Here is a 19,230-nt window from a genome sequence, read left to right on the forward strand (position 1 = left end):
TGGTCATCGTGAATCTAGTATTCTATCGATCAGCTTGCGCAGGAGTCACATTCTTCAATCGTCAATGCACGGCTGCGAACATAATAGGTCGATTTCAGACCCGCTCTCCAGGCATGCAGATGCAGTTCAAGGAACTCCGTTGCTTTGATATCAGGACGGACATACAGGTTGAAGCTTTGTCCCTGATCGACGTGACGTTGACGGGCAGAAGCCATGTTGATGGAAGCATGCTGATCCACCAGGAAGGCCGTTTTATAGTACCAGATGGTTTTGTCCGACAGGTCTGGTGCCGGGTTGGCAATCTTGTACGTTGTTTTCTCTTCATAGGACAACAGCTCATAGAGCGGGTCGATACTTGCAGTAGATCCGGCAATGATGGATGTTGAACCGTTAGGTGCGATCGCGAACATCCATGCGTTACGTACACCGTTTTGCTGAACTTCAGCCTGCAGCTCTTTCCACTGTTCGGTCGTTACGAATTCGCCTACGCGCTCACCCGTTGTGTAATCACGCTGCTCGAAGTATTTGCCGCTCTCCCAGTCGGAACCTTTGAATTTCGGATAGTGTCCTTTTTCCTTGGACAGTTCCATGCTGGCTTTGACGAGCAGGTAGTTGATTTTTTCGTACAGGTTATCGTTATAGGTTACAGCCTCATCGGATTCCCAACGGATGCCCTCAAGAGCAAGCAGGTGGTGAAGTCCGAATGTACCCAAACCTACGGCACGGTATTGGCTGTTGGTATATTGGGCTTGCAGTACTTCAATGTTGTTAATGTCAATAACGTTATCCAGCATGCGAACCTGAATCGGTACCAGACGCTCCAGTACGTTATGAGGCACGGCACGTGCCAAATGAATGGAGTTCAGGTTGCAGACGACGAAGTCGCCAGGCACTTTGGAAATTACGATGCGTGTTTGACCATCCTTGGTTACAAGCTCTTCTTTTTCTACTACCGTTGCAGATTGGTTCTGCATGATTTCGGTACAGAGGTTGGAAGAGTACACCATGCCGTGGGCACTGTTCGGGTTGGAACGGTTAACCGTATCGCGATAGAACATATAAGGCGTACCTGTTTCAAGCTGAGATTTCATGACACGTTTCATAATATCGATGGCTTGTACCGTAATACGGGACAACAGCGGATGATTTACCGCTTCTTCATACTTTTCGCGGAATGTGCCTGCGCCGAAGGACTCGTCATAGAAATCTTCCAAGCCAAGTGCGCGGCCGTTTTCGTCTTTCCAGCCCATGATCTTTTTCGTTTCATGCGGGCAGAAGAGGCTCCACTCACCGCGGCTGGCTACACGTTCCATGAACAGGTCAGGCAGACATACGCCGTGGAATACGTCATGCGCACGCATCCGCTCGTCCCCGTTGTTCAGCTTCAGATCCAGGAACGCCAAAATGTCTTTGTGGAAGACGTCCAGGTAAACGGCAATTGCCCCTTTGCGTGTTCCGAGCTGATCTACGCTAACAGCTGTATTATTCAATTGGCGAATCCAAGGGATTACGCCGGAGCTTGTGTTTTTGTGACCACGGATGTCCGAACCACGGGCTCTGACTTTACCGAGGTACACACCAATACCGCCGCCCATTTTGCTAAGTCTGGCTACATCGGTATTGGAATCGAAGATGCCTTCAAGGGAATCGTCCACAGTATCGATAAAGCAGCTGGAGAGTTGTCCGGCTACTTTTTTACCTGCATTGGACATGGTAGGTGTGGCAGCCGTCATATACATGTTGCTCATCGCCCAATAAGCTTCCTTAACCAGATGCATGCGGTTCTCTGCAGGCTCCTGGTGCATCAGGTACATGGCGATAACCATGTAGCGCTCTTGAGGCAGCTCCATTACTTTGCCGTCAAAGTCATTTGCGAGATAGCGTTCTGCCAGCGTGAGCAAGCCGATGTAGTCAAAGAGCAAATCGTTGCGGTAATCAATGCATTCCGCCAGTTCATCAATTTGTTCTTTGGTGTAGCACTCCAAAAGTTCTTCACGGTAGATGCCTTTTTTCACAAGGTCTACAAGGAGAGGGTAGAATGCACCATAAGGCTCGTCCGGATAAGATTTGTATCTACGGTTGGTAGCCGCTTTTTTGTATAGGGAAGTAAGCAGTGAGCGTGCCGCTGCAAATTTCCAGTTCGGCTCCTCTTTGGTTACCAGTTCCAGTGCGCTCATCATAAAAGCGTTACTGATCTCGTCTCCGGTGACTTCGTCACGACGAAGTTTGCTGTTAACCCCGCGTACCAAACGTTCCTTGTCCAGCATGTCCAGTCCTTCCAGAATACGGTCGGCATATACCGAGATACGCATATCGTCAAAGGCAAGCTGGCGGTTGTTCGGCTTGATCACAACTTGTGGCATGAATATTCCTCGCTTTCGCATGATTAAGAGATAAATTGGAGAAATTCTTATATTAAGAATTGAGTGTCTTCTTACGGTGAGAAAAAAATAGGTACATCAGGGTGGACTGTTGTGGTGACAGTTTGCGCATGCAAAGACCCCATAACATAGGAGCAGCTTCAGAACATGATCATATAAAAAGCACTCCCCGCCTGACGGCCTGAAAATGCCCATGATTGCACTGGCTTCCTGACAGTCGCAAATATATGTCGACCGCAAGGTGCTATTATGTAAGGTTATGTCCATATCTAGTTGCGACTGTCATAGAGGCAACCGGGTGCAGTCCAAACAGCCCCGTTAACCTCGGCGTCAGTTCTGTTTCGAGAAAGCGATTTTCACCTACAGGGACGTGCCTTTGAAGATGATTCCATCCTGTTTTTCGCGAAATTGCAGAAGATGACTTTCAGAAGTGGGGAAACGCTTTGTCACTACATTTTGTTGCTGTTATCCTACTCTAACCCAACATCTTGTGTTTGTAAACAGGTTCAGCACACTAAAACGTAATTCCGAGTATACCATTTACGGCATGAATCCGCAAAGGAAAAGGACTGGAAGATTTGAAGATTATTCAAAAAAAATTTTTGTTCAAATGGAATGACGTCTTCACGTCAGTTTGAATTGTGACGCCTTCAACTGGTAAAATAAAAATAGTCAAAATTGCGCTAAATATAGCGACAACGGTAATTAACGAAGCTAAGGGAGGCGGAGCAGGATGGCAATAGCAGAAGTGACCGTAATTCCAATTGGAACAGGAACGACCAGTCTAAGCAGTTATGTGGCCGACATGCAGGCCGTATTGGAAAACCAGCGTGGCATTACATATCAGTTGACTTCAATGAGCACTATTATCGAAGGACCGCTGAACGAGGTCTTCACAGCCATAGCGGCTTTGCATGAAGCTCCGTTTCTATCGGGTGCCGAGCGGGTCTCTACATCCGTTAAGATTGACGATCGGCGGGATAAACCGGATGCCTCCAGCATACAGAAGCTGCAATCCGTTCAGGACAAGCTGGCATCCCGTGAGGTACGTCCGAATTAGGGGTTAGGATGGGAATTGGGTTGAAATGGGACTGATTTAATACTTCACCAAATGCAAGCACCTCAGGTGTTTGCATTTTTTGTGTTTATACAACGGAAACTTCCATGGAGAATGTAGTTAAACCAAGAGGGCACTTCGCTCTCCTTTGGGGACACTAGCCCATTTTTATCTAGAGCCCGGTCTGGGAAAGGACTTCTGCATATAGTGAACTGTACCTCAAATCAAAGGAGGGTTTTACATGAGTGGAGTTGTAGGTGGATACGGCGGAGCATGGACATCGACTGGTGCCATTTTGGTTCTCTTCATCCTGTTGGTCATCATCACTAAATCTTTCTGGGTATAATAGCATTTATTAGCCCCACACACGAATTCTCTGGTAAAGGGGGGTTCTCCATGAGCGAAGTCGGAGGCGTAGGATACGGCGGCTGGACATCGACTGGAGCCATCTTGGTTCTGTTCATTCTCCTCGTCATCATCACTAAATCTTTCTGGGTGTAATATAGCGAACTCTGCCGGTTACCCGGCAGGGTTTTTTTAAGCTGTGGACAAGCTGGACGGGTGGCTGGGATAGAAGAAGCATACAGAAATCAGATAAAAAACACAGGTGAAATTCCACGCAAGTCCAAGGCGAAAAGTGCCCATTTTATGCAAATGAGGGCCATAGCCCGGTCCAGCCGTAGGGAAAATACATAGCTTAGGGGTGTAGGCAAATGCTAAGGAGGAATGAACAATGAGCGAAATTAAACCGAATTCACCGAACGGACAGGGACACGTATACGGACATATGGGAGGTCATGAAAACATGCAGGGTTACCCATACACAGGTCACGAAATGTACGGTTACGGCTGCGGAACAATGCCGCATGGATACGGATATGGATACGGGTACGGGTACGGACACCATGCGAACCAGGCTCCAATCGTGCACGGTTATGGTTACAGCAAAGGCTGTGGAACTTCTTATGGTCACGGTGGGGGAAGCTGGGGATCCATGGGTACCATTCTGGTGCTGTTCATCCTGCTGGTCATTATCTCCAAAACCATGTTCATCTAAGTAAGAACTTCTCGACAAAGATCGGATAATTAAATTTAAATAATATGTAATCAGACATGGAAAAGCACCCGGAACCCAATTCCGGGTGCTTGGTTTGTGTATGTTTTCAATCTTCTCAAGAATAAGTGACTTCCAAAACAACAAAAGCCCTACCTCTCTTTTGTCCTTGCGGCTCCGATGACCGCGCCAGTGTGAATGGGAAAATCTTGTGAAACTCTGTTATACCGGGTTAATGTGATTCAGGTTCTTCAATCTCCATAGGTTGGTTGTACATATTCGCTGCGGTCGCAGCATGAAGAAAATATTCCGGGGTTAAAAGAAGATAGAAAATCAGTTGAGGTTTAATTCCAACTTTAAGAGTATACCACAGTCTGTAATTTTTTGCAAGATAAAGGAAGGATGGAGTGTTTCGCGAGGAGAAAATCATGAAAAGTTTTCAGATTTTTTCTTCCATCAGGTAATCCTCTTCAAATGTTTTTTCGTAGGTTATAATGTTGAGGGAGATCAAGAAAGGGGCCCTCGCATGACTGAATCAATGGAGGACAGCAGGTTAATGCAACAGATCGCAGAGAGGGATGCATCTGCACTGGAGCTTTTATATGACCGCTATGAGCGGGTAGTGTATTCGTTTGCCTACCGGATCGTAGGTGATCCAATGACGGCAGAAGAAACGGTACAGGAATTGTTCCTGCGAGTCTGGAATAACGCAGAACGATACGATGCCTCCCAGGGGAAGCTAACCACTTGGATGTTTGCCATCACGCGAAACATTGCAGTGGATATGCTGAGGCGCAAATCGAAAGGTGCCGCGACTACGGCGGTACAGAACGAATCTCTGGCAGCGTATGCCGATGAACAAACCAATACAGAACAAGAAGTGGAACGGAAGTGGGAAGGGACCCGAATCAGGGAAGCCTTATCCCAATTGAATCGCGATCAACAGCAGGTTATTGAATCCATATATTACGGGGGATTAACGCAGCAGGAAGTATCCAGCCGATTCGGGATACCGCTGGGTACGGTCAAGAGCCGGGTCAGGCTGGCAATGAAGCAGCTTCAGAAGCTGCTAGCCGATGCTGAATTGCAGCCAGACGCGGGAAGGGAGGGCATACATCCATGATAGAACGACATGAAGAGTGGTCTGATCTGGCACCGATGTATGTGCTGGGCGGACTGGAAGCTGAGGAAGTGGAAGCATTTGAGGCACATATGGCTACATGCGAAGCATGCCGCCAGGAAGTGAAGGAACTGCAGGAAGTTACCGGCTTCCTGCCACACGCGGCGGAACCCGTTGCCCCGCCGCCGGGTATGCGGGCACGTGTGCTGGGCAACGTGCTCGGCAGCACGCAGGAGAGCGCCGAGGCGAAGCCGGCGGCTGCTCCTGCGGAGCCTGAAGCACCCGAGGTGCTTCAGGCAACCCCTGCGCCGCAGCAAGCAGATGCGGCGCAGCCCGGGCCAGGCATGCCGCCGAACACGGCGGTGCCTGCAGCCCGGGCAGAAGAGGCTGCACAGGCACAGCCGTGGCAGCCACAAGGGCGCGCGCGTGCACGCAGCAGCCGCGCCTGGCGTGCAGCCAGCGCCGGCCTTGCTGCGGCGGCGCTGGTGCTCGGCATCTACGCTGCGCAGCTGCAGAGCCGAATCGATGCACTCACGCAGCAGGCGGCCGGCTCAACAGCTGCACAGGAGCAGCTCGCACAGGCACAGGCGCAGAATGAAAAGCTGCAGCAGCAGCTTGCGGCTGTGCAGGAGCCATCGCGCTCCGTGCGCATGGGCGAAGCCGTGAAGCTTAGCCCTGCAGCGCAGGACATCGTGGCGAATGGACTGGCGACCATTGTCATTGATGATAAGGGTACACATCTGGTTGTGCAGGCAGAGAACCTGCCTGATCTGGAAGGGAACGAAGCATTCCAGGTCTGGCTGATCAAGGGAGATAAGCCTCAGAATGCCGGAACGTTCCTCAGCCATGATGGCATGGGTGCCGTGTATTATACTTTGGATTCAGTGAACGACTATGACACAGTTGCCATTACTCTGGAACCGGATGCGATGGGTGACCAGCCTCGGGGGACGATGATTCTGGCCGCCAAGATTGAAGGATAAATAGAACAAGTGATGATACGAGGCTGTTTCCTGCGGGAAACAGTCTTTTTTTGGCTGGGAGCATGACTACAAATGGAGATATGCACATAGTGTAATATGCGGGAGATGAATGATTGTGAAGATCATTAATTTTTTGACGCGGGTTGACCGATAAAAAATATAGGCAGTACCCTGAATCTCCCCCTTACATTAATCGGGAGAACTGGTTGCACATAGAGAGTGAGGGGTTTGGGTGGAGATATACCGTTCATTTATCTTTCGTCTGGTGCGCAATTATCTGGTAGGCTCGCTCGGAGCCGTGTTTGTTGTTGGTACTGTGGTGATGGTCTCTACCCTGCAAATACCAAATATTGAATTTTTACGTTTGATTCTGGTTGTGTTCATTTCCCTTTTGTTTATGCTTGCTGCTGAAGGGATTGCCTTACGGATTCAGCTAAGACCGATCAGGCAATTTTTCGCTGAGGAGCATCACGAGCGGGCTGAATTTAGCAGGATGTATGAGGTTATCCACCATTTTCCCGTACGAACCATTTACCGTATCATGGGACCGCATTTACTGGGATTTTCATTGCCGGCTGCAGGGTTAACTGTATGGATGCTTACAGTAGGGTGGTTGGACTTCCCAACTAACTATGTTGCTGTGGCAGCAGCTTGCGCCATTCTGATTGCCATCATGCATGCGTTAATTGAATATTTCCTGACGGTTCGGGCGATTAGACCGCTTCTGATGGAGGCTCGCCGCCGAGGTAAACAGCAATATGGCACCGAGCCGTCATTGGGAGGACGTGTGCTCGTATCCATCCAGCGGAAATTTCAGCTGAGCACGGCCCTTATTGGACTATTTCCGCTATTTCTGTTTTTCCTGGCTACATTTATCAGGCTTCAGTATATGGATCAGGAATTTGCGAAAGAGTATATCCTGTGGGGGATCATTGTTGTTGTGCTGGGGGCTGGCTTTGCCTTGGTAGGCAGCTGGCTGCTGATTCGGGATGTCCGTGATCCTGTCGCAGAATTAACAAAAGAGATGAATCGAATTCAGGAAGGGGATCTGGGCAGAAGAGCGCCTGACCTCTATGCAGATGAATTTTCGGCTCTTATTTCCGGGTTTAATATGATGATTAATCGGCTGGAGATGAGGCAGGAGCGTAATCGGCAGCTGCTGCAAAGCTATTTTTCCACGCTGGCTGCTGCACTGGATGCGAGGGATAAGTATACGGCAGGACATTCCATGCGGGTGGCCGAGTATTCACTCATGATCGGCAAATTGAGTGGTATGAGTGAGGAACAAGCCGATTTGCTGTACAAATCTGCGCTTCTTCATGATATTGGTAAAATCGGAGTGCCAGATGAGGTTTTGCTTAAGGACGGGAAACTGAGTGAGGAAGAATTCGCCATTATTCAGACCCACCCGGTACTGGGCGAGAGCATTTTATTACAGATCGAACCGATGGATGCAATGGCTGATTTTTTGCCGGGTGTGCGGTCTCATCATGAACGTTACGATGGAAAAGGGTATCCGGATGGCAAAGCTGGTCTCGACATTCCGCTCTTTGGGCGGATTATTGCCGTCGCGGATGCCTTTGATGCCATGACCTCGGATCGTCCCTATCGAAACGGCATGAGTCATGAGAAAGCGCTATCTATTCTGGAAGAAGGAAAAGGGACCCAATGGGACCCTTATTTTGCAGGCTTGTTTATAGAAGAGTGGAGAAGGAAAGAGCATCTCCATGGTTCGTCGGAGCGAGGGGTCAGTTGATCCCCTCGGTCCACTTCGAATCTTTCCGGCGCCGCCGGTGTAAGGACAGCCCGGTGATAATGGTGAAGATGCACTCACCAAGGACAATTGCACCCAGAGCATCATAGATCACATGCTGCTTAATCAGCAGGGTGGAGAGCACGATCAGCGCTGCGCCAGCGGCTACCAGCAGTTTGACATAACGTCGAATACTCGGTACCGAGAGAACCGCTCGCATAACGAGATAGGAATGAAGTGCATGAATGCTCGGGAAGCAATTATAAGGGCGATCCTGGCTATAGAGCCATCCCAGGACGGATGCACCTAGACCTGTACCTGTAATTTCTGGTCTGGGAACACTGGTCTGAAAGTTGAAATAAATGAGATAACAGATCCAGACACATATGTTCATGGACAGCAGTACGCGATAATAGGTAAGTCTGTCTTTGGCACAGAGGTACGCCAATACACCGAACACAAACGGGTACCAGCCCAGATAAGGAAGGGACATTCCGGGTACGAAAGGAATGAGCCGATCGATCGGTGAATTAAGCACGGCGAATCCGCGCTCAGGGCTGTTAAGAACATCATATAACAGTCCCATGACAGCCAGAGAAAGCATCAAGCTTAATGACAGCCAGTAGGATTTACTTTTTAACGTTTGCACTACAACGTTTCTCCTTTCAATCCAATTCGTCAAGGAAGTGGATCACAGCGATAAATTAAACAACACTATATTCTACTATGTTTCTAGCACAAATTGAATCCGGATTTGTGTATTTTTGTGTATTTTTTTGATGTGCCAGGAATGTCGAAGGCTGTGTGGGCATGATATGATAGAAATACATACGGACAAATGGTGTGTCTACGAACAAAATCGGGGCAACAGGAGTGAGTGAATGCAATTTTCTAAGATGTTCGTATTAAATATGGGGATGCTCATCACTATAGCCTATCTGGCTAGTGTGTTCTATAAATACATTGTGATACGTACATCCTCCAGATTTAAACAATGGAGCTCCGTACTGGTTCTTATTTTCGCGGGTTGGATTAGTACGGTATTCGGCTTTCAGTTAACCGATGAAGTGATCTTTGACCTCCGCTTTGTTCCATTAATCATTGCTGTTCTGACCTTCAGGCAGTCCTATAGTTTAATTATTATTGGTGCTGGGATCGGCTTGAGCCGATTGACATTTGGTATTAATGAAGCTACGCTTGCGGGTCTGGGTAACATGACCATCCTTGGTGTGGTATGTGCTGGGTTAAATATATGGATGAGACGCAGTGACTATAGACTCGTTATCAAGGGTGTACTGGTTATTGTGATTGTTAATATCGTCAACAGTATCAATATTGCCCTGCTTGGCGTCTTTCCTCCAACGTATTTCTTCTCCCATATTATGCCCTACACGCTTCCTACCGGAATCTTACTTAGTCTTATTTTTGCTTTTATCCTGCGGGACTTTCAGAATGAACAGAATCGGATTCTGCTTATCCAAAGTACCAACCGCTTATTGTCTGTGCAGAAGGAAGAGCTGCAGAGGGCCAAAATTGTACTGGAAGAGCGAGCCAAGCAGTTGATGCTGGCATCGCAGTACAAATCCGAATTTCTTGCCAACATGTCGCATGAGCTGCGGACACCGCTGAACAGTGTGATTAACTTTGCACAGATGATTAGTGAAAACAGCGATACGATGGACCCGGAGGATATTGCTCGGTTTGCAGCGATGATCGACCAATCCGGCCAGGAGTTACTTACGTTGATTAACGATATTCTGGATTTGTCAAAAGTGGAGGCTGGGCGCCTTGATATCGTATATGAGGATATTAGTGTGTCGCAGCTCGTTGAAGATGTCATGAGTCACTTCCAGTTGGTGGCTGAGAAAAAAGGAATTCAGCTGCTGATGGAGAAATCTCCAGACGCACCGGAGACCATGTGGTCTGACCCACAGCGTGTGCAGCAAATTCTGCGTAATCTGATGTCCAATGCCATCAAGTTTACGCATAAGGGAGCCGTACAATTGACGGTAAGCACCGAACAAGTGGACGAGCCTGAACGTTCGGGAAAATGGCTGGTTTTCTCGGTCAAAGACACCGGAATCGGCATTCCTGCAGATAAGCACCATTCCATTTTTGAAGCTTTCCAACAAGCCGATGGATCGATCAGCCGCAAATTTGGCGGCACGGGACTTGGCCTGTCCATCAGCCGGGATTTGGCGCGTTTGCTGGACGGTTCAATTCAGCTTGAAAGTGTTGAAGGCGAGGGAAGTACCTTCAGGCTTTACCTTCCCTTAAACCATGAAAAAATGAGTTGACAACCATCTTGCTGTGAGTAGAATTTGTGGTGATAACTAGCATCGACCGGTCGTCACAGCCCGGTCTAAGGAGTGTATCCCCATACAGAAGATGGTCAAGGTTAACCCTCCCTCGTTTGCAGGCAAACGTCGCAAGGGTTCGACACAACGTATCAACTTATCGATCGCAACATGGGAGGGTGTACCGGCAATTATATTGCAAACATTGCTGGGTGGACCATTCTTAACGGGATTTCTGCTGTACCTTGGGGCGGGGTCAAGACACATCGGTTTTGTACTCGCCATCACCACGTTTGTGAATATCGCCCAGATTGGAGCAGCCTTCTGGATGCAGCGTATTCGCAGCCGGAAACGCATGCTGCTGTTATTCGTTGGGTTGCATCGCATCTTGTGGAGCGCTACCGGATTAATTCCCTTCCTCTTCCCCAAAGAGTGGTGGGTAGGCGTTTATATTGGAATGTACACGGTTGCATTCATAGCTAATACCATCGGGGGCATGATCTGGACCTCTCTTATTGGGGACATCGTACATGCCAAAGTGAGGGGACGTTATTTCGGCATTCGGAATACAATCCTGAATGCACTTGGAAGCGTATGCTTGTTTGTGGGAGGTATCGTTTTGGACCGTTTCCCGGGCGAGACGGGCTTCCTGATTCTGTTTATTCCGGTATGGATCTGTGCGATAGCGAATATCGTTATCTATTTCTTTTATCCGGATGTTCCTTTTGAACGTTCGACCGAGACGGTTTTCTGGCGGATGCTGAAGAAGCCATTTCAGGATCGGTCTTTTCTGAAGGCTGCCCTATTTCTGGCGGTTTGGTTATGGATTCAGACTCTGATCGTTCCGCTGTATTCGTATGTAATGCTTGACTTGCTTAACATTAATTATCAGATGGTTTCTCTCATTACGGTGGTGCAGACCATCGTCATGATGGCCGGATTCTATATTTGGGGTAATCTGAACGCACGATTCAGCAACAAAACCTTATTATTTTGGACATTGCCAATCATCGCACTCTCTTGTCTGTCCTGGGGTTTGATGTCATTTATGCCTGTTTTGATCGCGCTCTTTTTGTCTCATATCTTTCTTGGTATCGGTGTCGGAGGATTTAACCAGTTGGCCTTCAACTTCACGATCGGAGATACACCCAAAAGTGAAAGACCGATGTTCGTCGCTGTTTACTCAGCCTTAACAGGGGTAACGTCGTTCCTCGGACCGCTGATTGGCGGTTGGTTGTATGAGAAAATGGAAGAATGGCCGGAGGCGCTAACCTGGATGGCTACCTATGGGTTTCAGGTAGGTATTGGTGTTACCATGCTGATTCTTGCTTTTACGCTGGGACGCCGTGTACTTCTGAGATCGTAATCACAGATGAAATGGAGGGATGAGTATGGAAATTAGCGGGCGAAAGGCACTTGTGATCGGGGCCACAGGTCTGGTGGGCAGCCTGCTCGTACATCGTTTGCTTCGGCAACCGGAATATGGATTAGTTCGTATTCTGGTCAGGAAGCGACTGGACCTTGATCATCCCAAGCTTGAACAGTATGTGGTGGATTGGGATCAACTGGGAGACGCCAGGAATTTGTTTTACCCTATGGATGACTTATACTGCTGTCTGGGCACGACGATCAAAAAAGCAGGCAGTCAGGAACAATTTCGCAAGGTCGATCTTCACTATCCGATAGAGGCGGCCAAACTTGCACATGAGCAAGGGGTGTCCCAGATGCTGGTGATTTCCTCCATGGGGGCGAATGCGGGCTCGCGAGTGTTTTATAGTCGAACCAAAGGGGAGATGGAGGAGGCTTTATCCTCGGTTGGTTTCCGATCTCTGCATATCTTTAGACCCTCTCTGATTCTGGGTGACCGCGGAGAAAAGCGTGTTGGAGAACAGCTTGCCGCCCGCCTGATGACGTTCATGGATCGCTGGATGAAGGGGAAAGCTGCCAAGTACCGGGCAATACATGCTTCCACCATCGCCAGGGCTATGATTAATATTGCGCTTGTTAGAGCCAAAGGCAACCATGTCTACTCCAATGAAGTGATTCATGCACTTGGAACAGAGAATTCCTGAGATGTTTCTTGGCAGGAGAGGATCATGGTATAATAAGCTTCAAAACTTGAGAACATGAAGGAGAACCAGCCCATGAAAAAACCAATTTCTACAGATCAGGCTCCAGGTGCGATCGGTCCATACAGCCAGGCTGTTGCTGCAGGCGATTTCGTCTACACATCCGGTCAGCTTGGCCTGAATCCCCAAACGGGAGAGTTCGGCGCAGATGTTCAGGAACAGACCCGCTTGTCCTTAAGTAATGTAAAAGCAATATTGGAAGCGGCAGGCACAAGCATGGATAAAGTCGTAAAAACGACTGTATTCCTGAAAGACATGAATGATTTTGTTCCTGTGAATGAGGTATACAGCACATTTTTCGAACAGCCTTACCCGGCACGCAGTGCGGTTGAAGTAGCTCGTTTGCCGAAGGATGCTCTTGTGGAGATCGAAGTTATCGCCCTGAAATAGAACAGGAGCACCCTTCTCCGAGTGTTAGAATACATAAAAAGCCGATTCCGAATGAGTTGACCGGAATCGGCTTTTTTCAACGACGACGTTTACAATGGACTCTTTCCGCTTAATCACGGTCTTGGTTACGGGCAAAGAAGAGATATACGGCATAGATCGCAAGCAAGATTGCAAGGATAATCGCCGTATAATAAACGGAGGAAACGTCTTTTTGCTTAAGTGCGATGGCAATGTATGCCCACGTAAATACAAGCGGGTAGATGCTGTCCCGATAAGGGAAGCTCACGAATACAGCCAGCACAAGACCTACAATCAGCATGATGATCGTCCAGGTAGGTTCGCTGATACCGAAACCGTCCCAGCCAATTTTGTATAATAAAACAGCTGCATTAATAATGGTCGCCACGCTGACCCATCCAAGATAGATGCTGAATGGCAGTTTAACCAGCCAAATCTCCGCTGTTGTTGGGAGGGTGATGGCACGCGTTTTGAGATACAGCATGATCAGGCACAGCAGAAGCAATACAATAATAAGCAGGGCGAGGCCTGTCTGAAGATTTTGAAAAGCGAAGATCCAAGCTACGTTAAAGACGCAGCTTGCCAGAAACCAGTAACCAAGCCGGGTGATGGAATCCCTTTTCCACGATGAAGGAAGAAACTGATAAACTACGAAGCCAGCAAGCAAAAGATAGATCAATCCCCAGATGGAGAAGGCGTACCCTGAAGGTGTAAGCAGCACGGGATACATATCGGATACTTCCTTGTTGGTCCTCCCGCCGATGGGTAGAGAATTCGACAGGTAGTTTACAACAATAACTGCGATAAAGCCAATCGCATTTAACCATTTGTACGGATTGTTACGAGACATTGTACATCCTCCTTGGTTTACAAAAGAATAAATGAACCGCGGGTCAGTCTACAATGAATATACCCAATTCTTACACATTCTAATAAGAGGCCGCAAAAAATTCACAGGATGCATGATGGATGACCCGTATTTGCTGCTCCTTGATCCATGCACTGTCCAATGTACGCGTAATGAAAGAAGAATATGCCCCAAATAAGGAGGTTGAAGTGTGCTTACAAGAGAGACCATGGAGAAGCAGCAAACCTGGTTCTATATCGTTGCACTGCTTGTTGGTGCAGCCATTGGCCTGGGAAACGCTGAATGGGGATCGGCTTTGCATCACACAGTTTCACCCGTGCTGGCCATTTTGCTGTACAGCATGTTTACACAGATTCCTTTTTTGCAGTTGAAACAATCCTTATCCAATCTCGGGTTTATCGGTGCTGTTCTAACAGCCAATTTTGTCGTTGTACCTGTGATCGTATCGCTGCTGACGTGGATATTCCCACAATCGCCTGCGGTTCTCATCGGCGTGTACCTGGTGCTGCTAACCCCATGTATCGATTATGTCATTGTTTTTACCCAGCTTGGACGTGGGAATGAAAAGCTTATGCTGGCTGTAACGCCAATCTTGTTCGTGGTGCAAATGGTATTACTGCCATTGTATTTGTGGTTACTGACCGGGGAAGAGGCAGCCCAGCTGATGAAAGTGGGACCGTTCGTAGAAGCATTCCTGGTTCTTATTGTTATACCATTAATCCTGGCAATCCTTACTCAAGTGTGGTCGAGGGGGAGAGCGGTTGGGGAAAAGCTGATGGATGCAGCTGCCTGGCTGCCAGTTCCGATGATGGCACTGGCGTTAATTGTGGTGGTTGCGTCGCAGATTGGCAAGGTGTACTCAGACTTTGCAATGGTCGTGAATGCCATACCTGTATATGTATCTTTTTTAATATTGATGCCATTTCTGTCCCGCTTGGTGGCCATTCTGTTCCGATTGGACATCGGTGCCGGACGTGCGCTGATCTTCAGCTCGGCGACCCGGAATTCACTCGTCGTGCTGCCGCTGGCGCTTGCACTCCCGGAAGAATGGGCTACAATAGCTGCTGCGGCCATCGTAACCCAAACCATTGTCGAATTAGCGGGAGAGTTGATCTACATCCGTTTGGTGCCTTCATTTTTCATAAGAGATAAATGAGATTAGGTTGTGCTTCGCTTACAAGGTGAGGCAGCTATACGCTCAAGCTCGTCGGTCACTTCCTCAATGGATCTGCGCGTGTCGATCTCAAACGTAGATCCGGCACGCAGCAGTGGCTCTACCGTATGCACATAATGAATGATCTCTTCCCGTTCAGCCAAGGTCTTCCCGTAAGGATTATTCTCACGGGAAGATATTCGTTCCAAGATAACTTCAAGTGGTGCACTTAATAAGACAATTGCATCAAACAGGGGGTAAAATTTGCCCTGGTTAGAAACTGTACCTGAAATAAATAGCGCTCCTTCGTTATGCCCTGCAAGAAGTGCCGTGATCCGTTCTTCGTTCCATAACCAACCGGTGCTATCTGTGTGTTCGCTCCATTCCCCATAATCGGTGTCTACCACACGATACCCTTTTCTGGCCAGTTCGGCCAAAGCTGTTGACTTTCCCGTACCAGACATTCCTGTAATCAAAATTAGCCTTTTCATTTTGCTAGGTATTCGCCTCCGTTAACGTTTTACGATATTCTCCGGGGGTTAAGCCTTCCATCTTTTTAAACACTTTGCTGAAGTACTTCTCGTCCTGGTATCCCACCATTTCTGAAATTTTTACGATTCGCAGAGAAGGATTCTGGAGGAGCAGTTTGGCATTGTTGATTCGCAGTCTCCCCAGATATTCGGACCAGTTTAAACCGAACTGCTGTTTGAATTTGCGAGATATATACTCTCGGCTGAGATAGAACCGTGCCGCGATCTGCTGCAGGGACAGATCCTCTTGATAATGGGCATCGGTGTAGCGCGCAATATCCGTCATCGGATCAGAAAGGGTATTAGGTTGAAAAGTAAGAGCTTTTCCCGCTGCCAGCAGTCGCTGTTCCAGCAGTGACCGAAGCAGAGGCAAGGACAGCAGTCCTTCGGAGTCCAGTGGTAATTCCGCAAAGGGGATAGACTGTTCCTCCACTGCATCCTCATCGCTTGCAGGCGGAGAGTCTGCTGCATCATCAAGCCAACGCCCAAGGATCCATTCCAGCTCTTCCATCCATTGATGAACCTGTTCGGCGGAGATGATCTGAAGCTGCGTTATGGGCTCGATCCACTCTGCCACAGCAGTGGTTACACTGGAAGCACGTCCACTCATCGAGGCAAGCCGCATGGATTCTTCATAAGCATTTAAACGTAACCCTTTATTACTCCCTGAGGAAGTCTCCAGAGAATCATGGAATCTTTGAGCGTTCTGGAGCGTATTGCGCCTCCATAACCGGAGACTGGCTTCCTGATAGGCAGCTGCAGTTCCGGAAGGATAGGCTTCGCACGCGGAGACACCAAAGTGAAGCCGACGCTGAATGGTTTGCTGCAATCCATCGTTTATCTTCTCAAGCAAGGGGCGAAGAGCAGTACAGCTTCCCCAGTGCAATATGACGATCTCATCAGGCTGATCCAAGTGGCGGAATGCTACGCCTTCCTCAGGTGTGGATAACATCTCTGCGCAAATATTCAGAACGGAGAATACAAGCAGATCGGGATGACTGCGGTATTTGGCCAGACATTCTGCGTCCAGATGGGACAGGCTGGTGACAGCAATATTGCAATTTCCAGCCTTCACCGGAAGATTCAGCTCGTCCCGCAGCCGCTGAATCTGAGCTTGACCATTGCCGCGTCCAGCCACAAGCTCTGTCAGCAGCCTGTCATGATAGTGGGGTCGCATGCGGTTAACCACAATGGACTGGCGTGCTGCCTGCATACGGGCGGATTCTTCTTCCTGCCAGGCGCTCACAGCTTTGGATAGGGAAGCATTCAGCTCATCCGCTTCTACGGGCTTGAGCAGATAATCCATGCCCCCGTAGCGAATCGCATGCCGGACAAGCTCAAAATCATCATACCCACTGATAACCAGTACCTTGCTCTGCGGAGCGTGAACCGATATCCATTCCAGCAGGGCCATGCCATCCTGACCGGGCATGCGCATGTCACTAAGAACAATCTCCGGTTGGTGGGCGGAGATCGCTGCTGCTGCTTCATGGCCGTCTGCGGCTTCAAGGAGGGTATCTATCCCCAGGTTATCCCAATGCCCGAGCAGCCGGATCGCGTCGCGGACGTGCTTTTCATCATCAACAATAAGTGCTTTCATGCTGTTCACTCCCCTGCGTAAATGTTGAGCTTAATCATGACACCGTGTGGTTCCAGGTTGCTGATCTCCAGCGTAGCCGTATGCTCCGGCGGTGAGTTTAGTTGGAGCCTGCGCATCACATTCCGTAGGCCGATGGATTCCGATAGGTCGGAATCCTGAGCGGCAAGTCCGGAAGAGGTGTGAATCAGACTTAGCCATCCCTGAATCTCGGACAACTTCTCCTCTGGTATGGGAGGTCCGTTATTCTCCAGTTGAATTTCAATCCAGTGGTCAGATGTCCTGCGACTGCTTATGCGAATGAATCCTTTACCCGGCTGAACATCCGCACCATGCTTGAAATAATTTTCAATCAATGGCTGCAGGGTCATTCTCGGCAGCTCGGTGCGCAACGTATCTTCGGCAAAATCAAGCTGTACCTCAAGGCGGTCGCCAAACCGCTCCTGTTGAAGCTCCAGATACAACCTTGCATGCTCGGCTTCCTCTCGCAAGGTGACACGAGTTTGGTCCCGCATGCTGTAGCGCAGCATTTTGGAGAGGGAAGAGAGGAGCACGTACACCCGCTGCCCTTGATGCTGGAGGGCGAGTGTGCCTATGGACTGCAGCGTATTGTATAGAAAATGTGGATGGATCTGTGCCTGCAATGCTTTGAGCTGGTTGGTTTTGTTGGCAATCTCCAGTCGGTATTCTCGCAAAATCAGGTTGTTTACCGTATCCATCATATCCCGGAAATGACGTGCCAGTACTCCAATCTCATCCTGGCTCTTAAGCCGAATGTCCACATGCAGACGTCCCGCCTGAATCTGATTCATGTACCGCATTAATTGCTTGAGTGGTCCGGTAATGCGGATCGAGATGAACAGGGTAGCCACGATAACGAGCAGGAGCGCAGCAATGGCAATCATGGCATTATTCCATGTCAGGGTGGTGGCTCTGGCATATAGCGTCTCATTCGGAATTTGTTTGATGATGGTCCAGTCGGCAAAGGTGCTGCCCATTTGTTGATAGACATACATGGAATGCTCTTGTTCAAAATGTCCTGCAGCGGTGTTGCTTGTTCCTGTTCCGGTCCGTGCTGCATCCAGCTCCCTGGATGCTTCCTGCCTTAATTGATCTGTTCCACTGATCTCGGAACGACCTTGGTATATGATTTGGTTCTGACCATCCACGACATAGATTTGTTCCTTCTCCGGATCGTACAGCCTGCTGCAGATGGCCGCAATGGTATTCATGTTCAGGTCAATAGCGAGCACCCCCAGACGCTCTGTCGATGGAACATCCTTGATTACACGATGTAATGTAATGACTGTTCGTGCAGGATCATCGGCGGAAGCTGCCTTGAAGCCGTAAGTATGACTCATATGTGCCGATTCTACCCATATATCGGGGCTCTCACCACCTGTTTTTCCATGGAGCGCGTCGGAATAGGCCTGTTTGCGTTCCTCCCGCTTTGGAAAAGGGCTCATAATTAAGGTAGATTGATTGGCTGCAAACGAGTGCAAATAGAGCTGGAACACATCCGGTACAGCTGAGCGAATGGTCTGCAGCGTTGTATACACCTCGGCAACAGCGCGATAATCCCCAGGGATTTTTGCCAAATTTCGTAGAAAATTAGGGTCGCTGTATACGGCAAGTGATGCTCGGGCCACATTATCCACATAGTTGTTGAGGTTGGTGGATGCCTGATAGATCAGACGTTTGTTCTCGGCAACGGCCTGCTCGCGCAGGGCTGTTTTGGTCTGGATGAATGTCATGCTGATGGAAGCCAGCAGGGGAAGTGTGGTGGCTATGAGCATGAAAGCGATTAACTTGGTGCGAATGCTGTAGTATTTTGACATTGGGACACCCCTTCTGGTTGCAGGATAAGAGAGGACAATATTTTACACCCAACTGTTCACGA

18 protein-coding genes are annotated in these 19,230 nt (G+C 48.9%); 12 read left to right on the top strand and 6 right to left on the bottom strand.

What is annotated here, in order from left to right; translation table 11 throughout:
- Nucleotides 1–29 precede the first annotated feature (29 nt).
- Entirely contained in the window at nucleotides 30–2,363 is a 2,334-nt protein-coding gene (locus tag F4V51_RS02680) for a ribonucleoside-diphosphate reductase subunit alpha (RefSeq protein ID WP_153976742.1), read from the bottom strand.
- Nucleotides 2,364–3,114: 751 nt separating this feature from the next.
- Here F4V51_RS02680 and F4V51_RS02685 point away from each other — a divergent pair.
- The 7 genes from F4V51_RS02685 (at nucleotide 3,115) to F4V51_RS02705 (ending at nucleotide 8,351) form a co-directional block, all read left to right on the top strand.
- Nucleotides 3,115–3,441, top strand: a complete 327-nt coding sequence (locus tag F4V51_RS02685; RefSeq protein WP_153976743.1) for an MTH1187 family thiamine-binding protein — start codon at nucleotides 3,115–3,117, stop codon at nucleotides 3,439–3,441.
- 238 nt (nucleotides 3,442–3,679) lie between these two features.
- Nucleotides 3,680–3,784, top strand: a complete 105-nt coding sequence (locus tag F4V51_RS28935) for a sporulation protein YjcZ (RefSeq protein WP_192262833.1) — start codon at nucleotides 3,680–3,682, stop codon at nucleotides 3,782–3,784.
- 50 nt (nucleotides 3,785–3,834) lie between these two features.
- Nucleotides 3,835–3,939: a YjcZ family sporulation protein gene (locus F4V51_RS28985; protein WP_212677023.1), complete on the top strand. Its 105-nt coding sequence runs from the start codon at nucleotides 3,835–3,837 to the stop codon at nucleotides 3,937–3,939.
- 232 nt (nucleotides 3,940–4,171) lie between these two features.
- On the top strand, nucleotides 4,172–4,495 hold the full coding sequence (locus F4V51_RS28990; protein WP_236146682.1) for a hypothetical protein: 324 nt from the start codon (nucleotides 4,172–4,174) through the stop codon (nucleotides 4,493–4,495).
- A 523-nt stretch (nucleotides 4,496–5,018) separates the two neighbouring features.
- Entirely contained in the window at nucleotides 5,019–5,615 is a 597-nt protein-coding gene (locus tag F4V51_RS02695) for an RNA polymerase sigma factor (protein WP_153976744.1), read from the top strand.
- Nucleotides 5,612–6,595: an anti-sigma factor gene (locus F4V51_RS02700; protein ID WP_153980535.1), complete on the top strand. Its 984-nt coding sequence runs from the start codon at nucleotides 5,612–5,614 to the stop codon at nucleotides 6,593–6,595. Before F4V51_RS02695 ends, F4V51_RS02700 begins: the two co-directional genes overlap by 4 nt.
- Nucleotides 6,596–6,827: 232 nt before the next feature.
- On the top strand, nucleotides 6,828–8,351 hold the full coding sequence (locus F4V51_RS02705; RefSeq protein WP_153976745.1) for an HD domain-containing phosphohydrolase: 1,524 nt from the start codon (nucleotides 6,828–6,830) through the stop codon (nucleotides 8,349–8,351).
- Here F4V51_RS02705 and F4V51_RS02710 read toward each other — a convergent pair.
- Nucleotides 8,344–8,997: a phosphatase PAP2 family protein gene (locus F4V51_RS02710; protein WP_153976746.1), complete on the bottom strand. Its 654-nt coding sequence runs from the start codon at nucleotides 8,995–8,997 to the stop codon at nucleotides 8,344–8,346. The genes F4V51_RS02705 and F4V51_RS02710 overlap by 8 nt on opposite strands.
- A gap of 232 nt (nucleotides 8,998–9,229) precedes the next feature.
- Here F4V51_RS02710 and F4V51_RS02715 point away from each other — a divergent pair, with 232 nt between their 5' ends.
- From F4V51_RS02715 to F4V51_RS02730, 4 genes are all read left to right on the top strand, one after another.
- A complete protein-coding gene (locus tag F4V51_RS02715) occupies nucleotides 9,230–10,645 on the top strand; it encodes a sensor histidine kinase (protein WP_153976747.1) in 1,416 nt (471 codons plus the stop codon).
- A gap of 205 nt (nucleotides 10,646–10,850) precedes the next feature.
- Nucleotides 10,851–12,011: an MFS transporter gene (locus F4V51_RS02720; RefSeq protein ID WP_236146777.1), complete on the top strand. Its 1,161-nt coding sequence runs from the start codon at nucleotides 10,851–10,853 to the stop codon at nucleotides 12,009–12,011.
- A 25-nt stretch (nucleotides 12,012–12,036) separates the two neighbouring features.
- Nucleotides 12,037–12,717: an oxidoreductase gene (locus F4V51_RS02725; RefSeq protein WP_153976749.1), complete on the top strand. Its 681-nt coding sequence runs from the start codon at nucleotides 12,037–12,039 to the stop codon at nucleotides 12,715–12,717.
- A gap of 72 nt (nucleotides 12,718–12,789) precedes the next feature.
- On the top strand, nucleotides 12,790–13,164 hold the full coding sequence (locus F4V51_RS02730) for a RidA family protein (protein WP_095291831.1): 375 nt from the start codon (nucleotides 12,790–12,792) through the stop codon (nucleotides 13,162–13,164).
- A gap of 109 nt (nucleotides 13,165–13,273) precedes the next feature.
- On the opposite strand, the gene F4V51_RS02735 is transcribed toward F4V51_RS02730, so the two are convergent.
- A complete protein-coding gene (locus F4V51_RS02735; RefSeq protein WP_153976750.1) occupies nucleotides 13,274–14,032 on the bottom strand; it encodes a tryptophan-rich sensory protein in 759 nt (252 codons plus the stop codon).
- Nucleotides 14,033–14,258: 226 nt separating this feature from the next.
- On the opposite strand from F4V51_RS02735, the gene F4V51_RS02740 reads away from it, so the two are divergent.
- Nucleotides 14,259–15,206, top strand: coding sequence for an arsenic resistance protein (locus F4V51_RS02740; RefSeq protein WP_201281203.1), 948 nt, complete (start codon nucleotides 14,259–14,261; stop codon nucleotides 15,204–15,206).
- A gap of 2 nt (nucleotides 15,207–15,208) precedes the next feature.
- On the opposite strand, the gene F4V51_RS02745 is transcribed toward F4V51_RS02740, so the two are convergent.
- From F4V51_RS02745 to F4V51_RS02755, 3 genes are read right to left on the bottom strand one after another with little or no spacing between them, the layout of a single operon-like run.
- On the bottom strand, nucleotides 15,209–15,694 hold the full coding sequence (locus F4V51_RS02745; protein ID WP_201281180.1) for an AAA family ATPase: 486 nt from the start codon (nucleotides 15,692–15,694) through the stop codon (nucleotides 15,209–15,211).
- Between the two features lie 4 nt (nucleotides 15,695–15,698).
- Entirely contained in the window at nucleotides 15,699–17,333 is a 1,635-nt protein-coding gene (locus F4V51_RS02750; RefSeq protein WP_153976752.1) for a response regulator, read from the bottom strand.
- Nucleotides 17,334–17,338: 5 nt separating this feature from the next.
- On the bottom strand, nucleotides 17,339–19,168 hold the full coding sequence (locus F4V51_RS02755; protein ID WP_153976753.1) for a cache domain-containing sensor histidine kinase: 1,830 nt from the start codon (nucleotides 19,166–19,168) through the stop codon (nucleotides 17,339–17,341).
- Between the last annotated feature and the right edge of the window lie 62 nt (nucleotides 19,169–19,230).

The sequence above is a fragment of the Paenibacillus xylanilyticus genome, assembly GCF_009664365.1.
GTDB classification, from domain to species: Bacteria; Bacillota; Bacilli; order Paenibacillales; family Paenibacillaceae; genus Paenibacillus; species Paenibacillus xylanilyticus_A.